Raw genomic sequence first — 12363 nt, 5'->3', positions numbered from 1 at the left:
CATTCCGGCTGCCTCGCTTCCGGTGAACGGCAATTATTTTTATGCAAGGTAAATAATAATAATTATCATTGTCAATGCTTTAGAAGAGCTCACCCCGCTCGCCAGCCCGTTCCCGCCCGAGTTAGCGCACTTAACAAAAAGATGATTGCAATACGATATATCGTTAATTTATAATTACGATATATCGTATTCGAGACAAAAGAGGTGATTGCCTATGACGAATGGACCGACGGAAGAGCAGACGGATCAGCTAAATAACAGAACGGACGCCTCCGCAGACGGCAGACGAGGCAGCGGGAAGCGGTATTTCGGCCGCGGCGGCGTGAAGATCGCCCTGCTCCGGCTGCTGGAAGGCGAGCCGATGCACGGCTATCAGATGATGAAGGCGCTCGAGGAACGTTCGGGCGGCCTCTACGTGGCAAGCGCAGGCTCGATCTATCCGGCGCTCCAGACGCTCGAGGAACAGGGCTTCGTCTCTTCGCGGGAGGAAGACGGCGGCAAGAAAACGTATGCCATCACGGACCAAGGCCGCTCCGCTCTGACGATCCTGCCGGACAGATCGGGACGCGATCCGGCCGCTGGCGGCCTCCCGTCGCCTGAGGCGGAGGCGTTCCGCTACGAGAAGATCCGCAGGAAGCTCGGGCTGTCGCAGGAAGCGATCGAGCTTGTGCAGCTCGTGACGCGGGCGGAGCGCGAGACGTCCGCCAGCAAGGAGCTGTCGGACCGGCTGAAGCGCCTTCTGGGCGACCAGCAGCAGCAAATCCGCCGTCTTCTGGCGGCAGGCGGCCCCGGTTCCGCCGCGCCGGAAGGAGTGAGCGGGTAATGGCCAAAGCGACCTTCTCGCCCGGCGCTCCGGGCGCCCGCCGCTACGGGCAGCCTGCCGCGAAGCCGAAGTCCGGCAGCATATGGGCGATGTACAAGCGGATGTTTTTTCACGTGCGGTCTCATTGGCTGCTGCTGGCGGCGGCGTTCTTCTGCATGATCGCCGTCTCGCTGCTCGAATTTGCCATTCCGAGGCTATCCCAATATACGATCGACGTCATCATTCCGGACAAACGCTACGGCGCATTGGTTTGGATCGGCGCCGGCGTCCTCGGCACGGCGGTCCTGCTCGGCGTCTTCCATTTTCTGAGCAGCATGCTGATGGCGTCGGTCGGCCAGCGCGCCGTCTACGATATCCGGAGCGAGATGTACCGCCATATTCAGAAGCTGGATATCGAATTTTTCGACCGCAACAGGACCGGGGATCTGATGTCGCGGGTGACGAACGACGTCAACATGCTGCAGCAGCTCGTGTCTTCCGGCATGATGTCGCTCGTTACCGACTGGTTCACCTTCGTCGCCGTCGCGGCTTATATGCTGTGGATTAATTGGCAGCTTACGCTCATCGTCCTTCTGACGTTCCCCGTCATGATCGCGACGACCCACTTCTTCGGCAAAAGAATGCGCGCCGCCTTCAAGAAAGTGCAGGAGACGGTCGCCGAGGTGAGCAGCCATCTGCAGGATACGTTATCCTCGATCCGGCTGATCAAGTCCTTCTCGAACGAAGCGTTCGAGGCGGATCGCTTCGCGGTCCGCAGCCGGACCAATATGGACGCCAACCTGAACGCGGTCAAAATCCGTGCATCCTTCGAGCCCTTCATCGACTTCATGCTATTTCTCGGATTGGCCGCCGTTCTGATCGTCGGCGCGATGCATACGATGGACGGCAAAATGACGATCGGCACGATCGTCGCGTTCATGGCGTATTTGCGGCTGCTGCAAAACCCGATCCGCCGGTTCAGCCGCACGATCAACACGATCCAGCAGTCGGCCGCCGCTTACGAGCGGATCGTCGATATTTTGGGCACGCGGCCGCAGGTAACCGACGCGCCGGACGCGATAGAGCTGACGGACGTTAAGGGACGGGTGTCCTTCCATAACGTCGGCTTCGCTTACCACGGCGGCTTGCCGGTGCTGCGGAACTTCGATTTCGAGATCGAGGCGGGGCGGATTACCGCCATCGTCGGCTCCTCCGGCGCCGGCAAGTCGACGATCACGCATCTGATGACGCGGTTCTACGACCCGCAGGAGGGCACCGTTTCCATCGACGGCAAGCGGCTGACCGGCGTGACGCTGAAGTCGCTCCGCGGAAATATGGGCATTGTCTCGCAGGATATCGTGCTCTTGAACGGTACAATCCGTGAAAATATCGTATACGGCAAGCCGGATGCCACGGACGAGGAGGTTGTCTTCGCCGCCCGCGCGGCAAGCGCGCACGACTTCATTATGTCGTTCCCGCAAGGGTACGACTCTCCGATCGGCGAGCGAGGCGTGAAGCTGTCCGGGGGGCAGAAGCAGCGCATCTCCATCGCCCGCGCGATATTGAAAAACCCGCGCCTCATCATACTGGACGAAGCGACCTCCTCGCTCGACACGGAATCGGAGAAATCCATCCAGGACGCGCTCGCTTATTTGCTCGAGGGCCGCACCTGTCTCGTCATCGCGCACCGGCTGTCCACGATTCAGAAGGCCGACCGCATCTATGTGCTCGACAAAGGCGAAATTATCGAATCCGGCACGCATCAATCGCTGCTCCGGCAGCAGGGCAAATACGCCCAGCTCTACGAGCTGCAGTTCCCGCAGAAGGAGGCGGCGGACGGACCGGACGAAATGTCCGCGGCTCCGCGCCGCAGCGAGCGTGGACGGTAGCCTTGGGCTCGGCGACGGCCTCGGGCGGCGGCCCCGGCGGCCATGTTTCCCGGGCAGCCGCCGTTATCCCGTTGCGAGGCAAGCGGCACTCTTCGCGGCGGTCGAGCATGCTTTGAAGACCTCGCCGCCGCTGTCGGGCTAACGTTAGGTGCGGCCGGACGCCTGGCATCACGATTAGTAGCGGCAAGTGGCGTAAATAGCGGTAAGTAGCGGCATGCAAGTAACGGCAAGAGGCGGTAAGTAACGATTAGTAACGGCAAGTATGGTAAGAGGCGGTAAGCAGCGGTAAGCAGCGGCATGCAAGTAACGGCAAGTTACGTTAAAATGCCTGCAATTGTGCATCTATCTAATAGCGAATACGCTGGTACCCGTGCATTCCTGCAAATGTGCATCTTTATTCGCGCCTAAGCAGCAGGTGACCCGCCTATGTGCCGGAAATGCCTGCACTTTTGCCGGCATTCCCTTAACCCGCCCGCAATTGAACGCAAATGCCTGCACTTTAGCAGGTTTGCCATTCGCCATTCAATAAGGGCGTTGACGAGATGAATGCATGGAGGTGTCGGCGCGACGCATGCATGGAGGCGTCGGCGCGACGCATGCATGGGCATGACGGCGATGACGGCACTCGTAACCAGACGAAAACCCCGGCATAGGCTGCACGGCAGCCTATGCCGGGGTTATTTTTCTAAATATGCGTATCGTGCGAAACTTGATTGCCATGCAGGCGGTGCGCATGAGCGCCGCTTGGTTCCGCGGAATCCGGCCGTCCCATGAACGGCCACCAGTTCGCCGGCCCGAACGTGCGGACCATGACCGGGATGAACAGCGGCAGCATGAGCAGCGCGTACATGAAAAGGCCGCACAGGACGATCGTCGCGATTTGCAGCAGCGACATGACGCCCGAAGGAAGCATCGCCGCGAACGTGCCGCCGAGAATGACCGCCGCCGACATGATGACCGTGCCCATGTTCTTCATCGCTTCCAGAATCGCTTCCTGCGGCGACAGATGATGGCGGTATTCCTTGAACCGGTCCATCAAGAAAATGCTGTAGTCGATGCCGAGGGCGACCAGCATGACGAAGCCGAAGAACGGCACCGCCCAGCTTACGCCCGAGAGGCCAAGCATGCGCACGAAAATGACTTCCGTGATCGCCATCGACGTGTAGAATGTGACGAGCAGCGAGGCGATCAGGTAGATCGGCATGACGATCGAGCGGAACAGAAGGATGAGGATGATCGCGATGCCGATCAGCATGAGCACGACCGTGCGCGAGTAGTCCGCTTCCGAGATGTTGCTCAGGTCGTTGTTTATGCTCGTCACTCCGCCGATCGCCACCTGCGACCCGCTGAAGTTCGTCCCTTGAAGAGCGCGCTGCGCCGCTGCCTCCAGTCCGTCAATCTCGCCCATCGTTTCCTCCGCGTACGGATTGCCGCCGAACACGACGTCGAATTTCGCCGTCTTCCGGTCCTCCGACATGTAGACGTTAAGCGCGGTTTGGAATTGTTCGTCCGCAATCGCTTCTTCGGGAATGTACCAGCCCGTCATTTGCTTGTTCGGGGATTCGGCCAGGCCGTTCAAGTAACCCCCCGCAGACGACAACCCTTCCGTTACCTGATGAAGGCCGTCCACGCTTTGATCCAGCCCGTTCGTCAGCTCGCCGAGCTGGTCGTTCAGGGCGGCGAAGCCGGCCTGCAGCTCCTGCTGGCCGCTCGACAGCTGATCGAAGCCCTGCGCGACGCCCGGCAGCTTCGATACGATCTGCCCTTGGCCCGCCGCGGCCTGCGCGATGCCGCTCTGCAGCTCCGCGATGCCCGCCGCCAGCTTGCCGAGGCCGGATGCCAGCGCCGACTGGCCGCCCGCCGCTTGCGCGAAGCCCGCGTTCGCCTGCGTCATGCCGGCCGATACGCCGGCCAGCTGCCCGTTCAGCTGCGCCATCTGGGCGCCGATGCCGGCCGCTCCCTGCTGCAGCTGCGCCAGCGCGCCCAGCGCCTGCTGGAAGGACGCGTCATCCCGCAGCTCCGGATAGCTCTCCTGCAAGCCGCTCAGTCCTTGCTCCACGCCCGATAGCCCTTCCGCCAGCTTTGCCTGCTCCGACGCAATCGCCTCGTACGCGCCCGTCAGCTGGCCGAGTCCGCCGCCCAGCTGCTCGTAGCTGCCGAGCAGCTGATTGCTCGCGGCCGCAAGCTGTTCCGCGCTCGCCTGCGCCTGCTCCAGCCCCTCGCTCAGCTCGCCAGCGCCTGCCGAGCCGTCCAGCAGCCCTTGCTGAATTTGCTTCAGTCCGTCTCCGAGCTGGACGATGCCGGCCTTCAGCTCGTTCGTGCCGTCGACGAGCTGCCCCGCGCCGTCGACCGCCTCATTCAGCTTCGGTGCGTTCTCGTTCAGCGCGGCGCTCGCTTCCGCGAGGCCGTCGCCGATCTTGCCGAGACCGTCCGTGCTCTGGCCGAGTCCGTCCTCGAGCGTGACGACCTGGTCGGAGACGAGGAACTCATCCATCGCTTCTCCGGTCGGCCGGGTCGCGCTGCGGACCGCCTTCACGCCGTCCGTCTTCGCCAGCTCGCGGCTGACCTGCTCCAGCGCCCCCAAGCCTTCCGGCGTATCCATCGGCTTATCCGACTTCACGATGACCGTCGTCGGCAGCGAATCGCCGGGGCCGAAGCCGTCGGAAATAATATTGAACGCCTTGACCGAATTATACTTGTCGCCGATCTCGTCCAGCGAGTTGAAGGAGATCGTGCCTTTGTACGCGGTCAGGAACGGCACGATCAGCACCGCCAAAATCAGGAGCGCCCATACCGGACGCTTCAGCGAGAACTTGCCCACCGCTCCCCACAGGCGGCTCGGCTTATGCTCAAGCGAGCCCTTCGACGGCCAGAACAGCGTCTTGCCGAGCGCCGCCATGAAGAACGGCACGATCGTGAAGAGCGCGATCAGCAGCACCGCCACCCCGACGGCCACCGCAACCGCCGAGCGGTACAGCACGAAGGTCGAGAAGCCGATCGACGCGAAGCCGACCAGCACCGCGAGCCCGGAGAACAGCACCGTTTTGCCCGCCGTGCGGTACGTATGGATGATCGCTTCCGTCTTGTCGCCGCGGTGAGCCAGCTCTTCCTTGAAGCGGCTGATCAGCAGGATGCAATAATCCGTCCCGATGCCGAACAGCACGGCCACCAGGAAGATTTGCGTAAAGTTCGAAAGCGGGAAGTCGAAATACTCGACCAGATACGCGACGACCGACTGCGACACCAAGTAAGTGAAGCCGACCGCGATGAGCGGCACGATCGGCGCCACGGCCGAGCGGAATACGACGAACAAAATAACGAGAATGAAGCCGAGCGTGATGAATTCGGTCTTCTTCAGCCCTTCCTGCGAGCTTTGGACGACGTCTTCCGAAATGAGCCAGTTGCCGGTATAGTAATGCTCGATCCCCACATCGGCAATCGCATCGTACAGCCCGTCGCTCAGCTCCTTCAGCTCGCGGTCCCCCGCTTCGACGTTCACGAGCGCCAGAACCGTGCTGCCGTCCTCGGACACCATCTGCTCCTTCAGCTCTTCGGTATCGAAGTGGGAGGTAACGGAGACGACTCCGATCGACTCGCCCTCGCTTTTCAGCTTCTCGATGCCGCCCTTCACCTCGGACAGATCGGACTCGGATAACCCGCCCTCCTTATGGAAGACAAGCACCGTCGGCATGCCGCCGGCTTCGCCGCCTTGGCCGATCGCCTGCTCCAGGTCGCTCGCGACGGTCGACGAATAGCCATCCGGCACGGCGATTTGCCCCTTGGTCCGGACAAGCTCCTCCATGGCCGGCGCGCCGATCATAAGACCGGCGGCGGCCGCCACCCACAGCGCCAGCACCAGCCATTTAAACTTCAGTACGATCCTCATCCTGCTTCTCCTCTCCCTGCATCATTCGCCGAGCAAGCTTCTCGAACGTCTCGATAAAGCATAGCGCCTCTTGCTCGTCAAAATGCGTAATAAATTTCGCGATCAGCGTCTGGATCTTCTCCTCCATCGCGTCGCTCATCTGTATGCCTTCTTCCGTCAGCTTCAAGTAAGTGACGCGGCGGTCCTTGTCGTCCGGAATCCGCTCGATCAGCTTCTTGTCGAAGAGGCGGTTGATGATTGCGGTAACGGAGCTCCTGCCTACGCAAAAAATATCGGCCAGCTCGGAAGACGTGCTCTTTCCGCTGGACCGCAAATATCGAAGCGTGCTGAATTGGTCGACCGTCAGCTCATCCGGCATCAGCTCGCGAATCATCGCGTTCATCCGCCGGTTGACCACAAAGTTGGCCGCCTCGTACCGCTCGATGATTTGTTTGAGAAGCGCCCTATCCATGTCCATGTCGATGCCTCCTTGTGCGTGCCCTGCTCCATTGTTGGACAAATTGATTCTACTGTAGAATAGTTTGATAATAGAACTATATCAGAAAGGGCCGCTCCTGCCTAGATTTTCGTTTGTGAACTTCTCGTGAACGGTTGACAAAAACGCGATTGGTTCGAGAACCGTTACGGCATCATGGTAATCAGCGGCCTCGAACTAATCGAGGTTTCCGTTGCAGAAAATGCAACAAAGGGGCTTTCCCTAAGCGACCGAGAGGTCGCTTGAGAAAGCCCCTTCCTATTTTGCGCTAACGATTAAGCCGTTGCGTCCTCCGCAGCGGATTCATCCGCTGCCGCGTCTTCAGGCGCCGCGCCGCGCGGACCTTTCCCGCCTTTGCCGCGCGCCGGAAGCGTGCCGTTCACGCGGCCCGCCGCATGCTCCGATACGGCCGCAAGCTTCTCGTCGTACTGCTCCTGCGTGATCGTGCCGGCCGCAAGCTCTTCGTCCAGCTTCGCCTTGCGCTCGCTCACGATCGCGTCAATGACCGTCTGTACGGCAACGCCCTTCGCCTCGGCTACGGCTGCGATCGTCTTGCCTTCCGTCAGCTCCGTCCTCAGCTCGTCCGCCGTCAGGCCAAGCGCCCCCGCGACGGCGTCGAGGCTGCCGCCGAAGCCGCCTTTGCCGCCCATGCCGCCTCCGCCATGCTTGCCGAAGCCGAAGCCCTTGGCGTCCAGCAGCTTCTCCGCAATCGCGGCCGCGGCCGGCTTCTCCGGCTTGTCGGCGGCCGCGGCGTCTGCATCGACCGGCGCTTCCGGCTGCTGCGCCGCCTCCAGCCACTCCACGAGCTTAGCTTGCAGCTCCTCGCGCGTTTTCCCTTGCTCCGCCGCCACCTCGGCCAGCGTCATCGTCTCCAGCTTCGTCCGAAGCGCCGCTTCTTCAAGACCTAAGTACGCGAGCAGCTGCTCCTCGACTTGGCCAAACCCGTGGCCGAAGCCGCCCCGCTTGCCGGCTCGCTCCTTCTGCACGTCTCCCGCTTCCGTCTTCGCGGCCGCGGCATCGTTCGTTGCGGCGCTTGCGTACTGGCTGGCATACAAGCCGCCGCCTCCGAGCGTAAGAGTTAGGGCGATCGTGCCTGCCAAGATGGCTTTCGGTTTCATCATGAGATGTTCCGCCTTTCGGTTTCGATTTTGTTGTTGCAAGATCATCATAACCGTCCAGGCTTAATCTTCCTTTAACGCGGGCTGAAAGTTGCCTGAATGCGCCGGTTATGCATATTTCCCGCGCGCTGCCGCATACTGACCACATACCGAAGAAAAAGGAGGCGGACCGGAAATGAGCAACGACAACGACAAAACCGGCTACAAGCCGGACATCACGAATTACGATTACGTATGGGGAAGCGATCAGGACGAATATATCAAGCAGGAGCAGCCGGCCGATTCGGCGCCGGAGCAAGCAAGCGACGATCAGCCGCGGCCATGACGACGGAGCTGCCGGGACGCATGCCCGGCAGCCCCGCTCGTCCGCGCTAGCCTTTCGCCGCTTCGCTGCGCACGAGTTCGACGAAATCGTCGACGACTTTGTCGTTGTTTTTCGATCCGCCCAGCTTCAGCAGAGACCGGCCGAGAAAATTGATTCCCTCGTTCTGGCCGGTATAAATGAAGGTTGTCAGATTCTCATCCTCTTTGATCAACGTGAAGCCCGCCTGGATTTTAAACGCTTTGCCCAGTACGAATTCGATCCGCTTATGCTTCTTCCGGTCGGTATTCTCGTATTCGATATCCGTTACGATATACGTTTCCGTTCGTTTGCCTTCCTTGTACGTCTGCCTGTACGTCGAGCCGACGACGCCCTCCTTCAGCTCGATCGGTTCATGCGCAATCACGTTCGGCATAATGCGCTGAATCCGGTCCAGGTCGAACAGCCTCCAAACGGTCTCGATATTGGCCGGAATTTTAATTTCCTTGTGCCATTTAATCATTGCGCCCCACTCCGTTTCCATTGTCTATGAAAGCATCGATATCTTGAATAACTGCGGTAATCTCCTCAACCTGCTTGTACAGCTTCCTCTTCTTCTCCTGCAAAATATCCTCCAGGTCGTCCAAGGAACGCTTCTCCACGAAATCCTTCATTTCCCTGATCGTAAACCCGAACCTGCGCAGATAGAACAGCAGCCGCGCCATCAAATACGAACCGTTGTCATAGTATTTATATTGGTTCACGGGATCGACGTATACGGGCTCCAGAAGCTTAATATCGGCGTAGTACCTTAACGTCTCTTTGGTCAGCTCGGTCATCGAGGCAAACTCGCCGATGCGGTACATAGGCCCTCCCCCCTCCGGCACCATTATAAACAAGGTGGCGCACCACGCGGTCAAGCATCGGATCGCGTCGCGGCCGCCTCATTATTATGCCATTTTCGCCCATAAAAAAACGGCAGCCGAAGCCATCTCGGGCTTCAGCCGCCATTACGCAGGCAGCGCATCTTCCAGCAGCTTGCGGATTTCATCCCGCTCGCCATCCGCCAGTTCATCCAGCCTGACGGCAAGCGTGGGCACCTTCCAGCGTTCGAACTCCTCCGGGCCGATGCCGCTCAAAGCGGCGTACTCGTCCACGTATTGCCGATGGAGCAGCAGCCTCAGCTCCCGGTCGACGAGCCAGTTCGGCGCATCCGGAGGCACGGCATGCGACTGCAGCATCATGGACGTTCTTGCGACGTCGGCGGCCGGATGCCCGGTCAGCACGTTCATCCAATCAATGACGACGGGGCCGTCCCCCGTCAGCAAAATATTATCCGGATGCAAATCGTAATGGCAGAGCGCATGCCCCTCCGGAAGCGCATCGAGTATCGCGAGGACCTGCTCCTTTTGCCACTCCGAGAGATGTCCCGATTGCCGGACCCGGCGATAAAAATCCGTTTTCAGATTGGCAAGATGCCATACCTTCACGCCGTGGAGCTCGAATTGAACCTCCGCCATGATTTTGGCGCTTTGGATCATGCTCTCCCTCGTCCCTTCCATGTGCCTGAGCAGAGACATGCCGTTCACTCGCTCATAGCGGATGCCTAACCGCCCCTCCGCTTCGATCAGCCCCGAGCATTTCGGCGCCCGTACGCCCAGCGTATCGATAACTTCCGCGTTCTTCGCTTCGCGAGCGGCTTCACTGCGGTCATGGAACAGCTTCACCACCTCGGCACGTCCCCATTCGAACACGTCCGCCGTCTTCCCTCTTCCGACGCATGCCCCTAATTTCATCGTGCATGGCTCCTTTCCCCTTAATGGGAGCGTTTTTTAATTCGCAATAAAGGTGTTCAGCAACCCAATAGCCTTGACCTCGATCATCCCTTTCCGGCTCACCGCCCCTACTTCCAGACACGCTTGATCTCGCGCCTCCCGTCCTGCACGCTAAGTGCGTAAACATCGGGATTGCTGAGCGTGCTCCACTCCTCGAAGCCGAACGCCGGGTCGACCGATCGAATGATCAACGACATCAACGCGCCATGCGTCACGACTGCGGCACACGATTGCGGTCCGGCCATGATCTCCTCCACGACCGCCGTGCCTCTGGCCATCGCTTCCCTCGACGATTCGCCGCCTTCATAGACGGCGTCCATATCCTCGTACGTATGCTTCAACCGCTCCATCCAATCCGGAAGATCGGCCGTGCTCAGCACCCTTTCCTTCAACCTTTCATCAACGCTCCAGCCCAAATGCCGCCTAGCGCAATAAGGCTTGATCGAAGCGATCGCGCGCGCGTACGGGCTCGTAACGACGAGCTCGATAGGTTCCTCCGTCTCCGACAGCAAGTCCGCCAGACGTTCGGCCTGCTCCTCGCCTTCCTTGGTCAACGCGGCTTCCGGCTCTTGGCCTTCCGCCTTGCAATGTCTGATCAGATAGATCTTCTTCATGCATCTGCCCCCTTCTTATGCCATCCAGCTCTGAAGCTCCGATACGGATACGCCTTTTTTCGTTAAGGCCAATTGCTTCGGGCTTGCAAACCCCTTTGCCGTCCGGATTTGGTTGGTCTCGAAAGAAAACGAGTAAATTTTCGTAAAATCGGCTCGCAGGGCGAAATATACGGTGCCCTCCTCCGGAATAAACACAAGGGATAGCTGGGTGGGGTATTCCCCTTCGCGCTGAACCGTTTCTTGAAGCAGAGCGAAGCCCCTCTCCGTCGTAAACGATTCCTTGTGCGCGGAAAGCGACTCGTATGCCTTCGTATACCGGTCGCTTCCGGCTCCTTGAACATCCGTAAAAGTCCGGTCTTTACGATTCGATAGCGAAAAATTCGTCAGCACCACAAAGTCGCGGCCCGCCTCGTCCGGCTCCACGCTTCCCCTGCCCGGCTCTACGACAACCGAATGCCGGCCCTTCCCGGCGATCAGGCTGTGCACGCTGTAACCGGGCACGTTCGTAATCGTTTTGCCGTCCAAATACGATTGCAGAGCAGTCGGCTCCAGCCTCCCCGACAGCACGTCCTCGAACAGCCGCATCATATGCACGCAGTTTTTGCCGCGCCTGTACAGTCCTTCTTTCTTCGGATCGACCATTTGCAAATTCATAAAGGTCCCGCGGCCGTTCATGCCGAAGGCTGGATAGTCGTTCCCGTTCTCCCCCTGAAGCACAAGAAGCTGATCCTCGCCCCGCAGCGCCAGTTTGATGGGCCGATCCGAAATATCGAAATTCATGCCGATGAATGTCCGGTCCCGATGGACCGCAAAGCTCGTGCACATCGCATGACTCCCCCTTGCTTACCGCTTGTTAACGATGTTGATCTCCTCTCACGCATCCGATCTCCCGGGCTTCCAGCCCGTCTCTTGCGACCAGCCGTGCGCCCTCCGCAGTATCTCCCACACGACGGGCCCTTTGCCCTCTACGTACTTCGGCCGGTCATGCCGGTACAGTTCGAATAACCGGTGCTTCTCCGCGGCATAATTCAAGCAATCCGCCGGGTGAGCGCGCAAATAATCCCGGAAAAGCAGCGTCAGTTGCTCCGAGAAGCTGCCCGCTCGCCGCACGTGGATATGCGTTCTCCGGCTGCCCGGCGTTTCGCGAAAATATTTTTTGGTCCGGTCCGGATTGTCGCTCCGCCATTGGAATCCAAGGCCTTCGATCTTTGCCTTGTAGGCGGCCAAGTCCTCGTCGTCCATAACGGAAATCTGGATGTCGACGATCGGCTTCGCATCCAAGCCGGGCACCGAGGTGGAGCCGACATGGTCGATTCGGACGGCCAGCTCGCCCAGCGCCTCTCTTAATCCCGTGCCGATGCCGAGGAACAAGCTTTTCCAATCCGGGTCATGCTTTGCAATTGTCCATTGCCAATTCACTGCCGTCCGCTCCTTTCTCCCATT

The 12363-nt window shown here is 59.7% G+C and carries 12 protein-coding genes; 3 read left to right on the top strand and 9 right to left on the bottom strand.

Annotated features, from left to right (window positions below; all coding sequences use genetic code 11):
- Positions 1–214: 214 nt before the first annotated feature.
- Together IDH41_RS06780 and IDH41_RS06775 are read left to right on the top strand one after the other, a co-directional pair.
- A complete protein-coding gene (locus tag IDH41_RS06780; RefSeq protein ID WP_190859444.1) occupies positions 215–823 on the top strand; it encodes a PadR family transcriptional regulator in 609 nt (202 codons plus the stop codon).
- Entirely contained in the window at positions 823–2691 is a 1869-nt protein-coding gene (locus tag IDH41_RS06775) for an ABC transporter ATP-binding protein (RefSeq protein ID WP_190859442.1), read from the top strand. Before IDH41_RS06780 ends, IDH41_RS06775 begins: the two co-directional genes overlap by 1 nt.
- Before the next feature lie 685 nt (positions 2692–3376).
- Here the strand turns inward: IDH41_RS06775 and IDH41_RS06770 are convergent.
- The 3 genes from IDH41_RS06770 to IDH41_RS06760 all read right to left on the bottom strand — a co-directional run bounded on the left by IDH41_RS06770 (position 3377) and on the right by IDH41_RS06760 (position 8173).
- Entirely contained in the window at positions 3377–6577 is a 3201-nt protein-coding gene (locus tag IDH41_RS06770) for an MMPL/RND family transporter (RefSeq protein ID WP_190859440.1), read from the bottom strand.
- Positions 6555–7034: a MarR family winged helix-turn-helix transcriptional regulator gene (locus IDH41_RS06765; RefSeq protein ID WP_223829498.1), complete on the bottom strand. Its 480-nt coding sequence runs from the start codon at positions 7032–7034 to the stop codon at positions 6555–6557. Before IDH41_RS06765 ends, IDH41_RS06770 begins: the two co-directional genes overlap by 23 nt.
- A 293-nt stretch (positions 7035–7327) precedes the next feature.
- Entirely contained in the window at positions 7328–8173 is an 846-nt protein-coding gene (locus IDH41_RS06760) for a hypothetical protein (protein WP_190859438.1), read from the bottom strand.
- Between the two features lie 172 nt (positions 8174–8345).
- On the opposite strand from IDH41_RS06760, the gene IDH41_RS06755 reads away from it, so the two are divergent.
- Positions 8346–8495: a hypothetical protein gene (locus IDH41_RS06755; RefSeq protein WP_190859436.1), complete on the top strand. Its 150-nt coding sequence runs from the start codon at positions 8346–8348 to the stop codon at positions 8493–8495.
- Between the two features lie 46 nt (positions 8496–8541).
- Here IDH41_RS06755 and IDH41_RS06750 read toward each other — a convergent pair whose 3' ends face one another.
- The 6 genes from IDH41_RS06750 to IDH41_RS06725 all read right to left on the bottom strand — a co-directional run bounded on the left by IDH41_RS06750 (position 8542) and on the right by IDH41_RS06725 (position 12339).
- Positions 8542–8994, bottom strand: a complete 453-nt coding sequence (locus IDH41_RS06750; RefSeq protein ID WP_190859434.1) for an SRPBCC family protein — start codon at positions 8992–8994, stop codon at positions 8542–8544.
- Positions 8987–9337: a MerR family transcriptional regulator gene (locus IDH41_RS06745; RefSeq protein WP_190859432.1), complete on the bottom strand. Its 351-nt coding sequence runs from the start codon at positions 9335–9337 to the stop codon at positions 8987–8989. The genes IDH41_RS06750 and IDH41_RS06745 overlap by 8 nt, the downstream gene beginning before the upstream one ends.
- A gap of 144 nt (positions 9338–9481) precedes the next feature.
- A complete protein-coding gene (locus tag IDH41_RS06740; protein WP_190859430.1) occupies positions 9482–10267 on the bottom strand; it encodes a phosphotransferase in 786 nt (261 codons plus the stop codon).
- Positions 10268–10374: 107 nt separating this feature from the next.
- Entirely contained in the window at positions 10375–10920 is a 546-nt protein-coding gene (locus IDH41_RS06735; protein ID WP_190859428.1) for a histidine phosphatase family protein, read from the bottom strand.
- A gap of 15 nt (positions 10921–10935) precedes the next feature.
- Positions 10936–11745, bottom strand: a complete 810-nt coding sequence (locus IDH41_RS06730; protein WP_190859426.1) for a hypothetical protein — start codon at positions 11743–11745, stop codon at positions 10936–10938.
- A gap of 48 nt (positions 11746–11793) precedes the next feature.
- Positions 11794–12339, bottom strand: coding sequence for a GrpB family protein (locus tag IDH41_RS06725; protein ID WP_190859424.1), 546 nt, complete (start codon positions 12337–12339; stop codon positions 11794–11796).
- Between the last annotated feature and the right edge of the window lie 24 nt (positions 12340–12363).

Source organism: Paenibacillus arenilitoris, assembly GCF_014705655.1.
GTDB lineage: Bacteria > Bacillota > Bacilli > Paenibacillales > Paenibacillaceae > Pristimantibacillus > Pristimantibacillus arenilitoris.
The sequence above is the reverse complement of the archived record's forward strand: the minus strand, read 5'-3'. Positions and strand labels throughout refer to the sequence as shown.

Bases quoted from the DNA above. Each gene is read 5' to 3' on its own strand.
- IDH41_RS06780 (WP_190859444.1), top strand. From the start codon at position 215: ATGACGAATGGACCGACGGAAGAGCAGACGGATCAGCTAAATAACAGA.
- IDH41_RS06775 (WP_190859442.1), top strand. From the start codon at position 823: ATGGCCAAAGCGACCTTCTCGCCCGGCGCTCCGGGCGCCCGCCGCTAC.
- IDH41_RS06770 (WP_190859440.1), bottom strand. From the start codon at position 6,577: ATGAGGATCGTACTGAAGTTTAAATGGCTGGTGCTGGCGCTGTGGGTG.
- IDH41_RS06765 (WP_223829498.1), bottom strand. From the start codon at position 7,034: ATGGACATGGATAGGGCGCTTCTCAAACAAATCATCGAGCGGTACGAG.
- IDH41_RS06760 (WP_190859438.1), bottom strand. From the start codon at position 8,173: ATGATGAAACCGAAAGCCATCTTGGCAGGCACGATCGCCCTAACTCTT.
- IDH41_RS06755 (WP_190859436.1), top strand. From the start codon at position 8,346: ATGAGCAACGACAACGACAAAACCGGCTACAAGCCGGACATCACGAAT.
- IDH41_RS06750 (WP_190859434.1), bottom strand. From the start codon at position 8,994: ATGATTAAATGGCACAAGGAAATTAAAATTCCGGCCAATATCGAGACC.
- IDH41_RS06745 (WP_190859432.1), bottom strand. From the start codon at position 9,337: ATGTACCGCATCGGCGAGTTTGCCTCGATGACCGAGCTGACCAAAGAG.
- IDH41_RS06740 (WP_190859430.1), bottom strand. From the start codon at position 10,267: ATGAAATTAGGGGCATGCGTCGGAAGAGGGAAGACGGCGGACGTGTTC.
- IDH41_RS06735 (WP_190859428.1), bottom strand. From the start codon at position 10,920: ATGAAGAAGATCTATCTGATCAGACATTGCAAGGCGGAAGGCCAAGAG.
- IDH41_RS06730 (WP_190859426.1), bottom strand. From the start codon at position 11,745: ATGTGCACGAGCTTTGCGGTCCATCGGGACCGGACATTCATCGGCATG.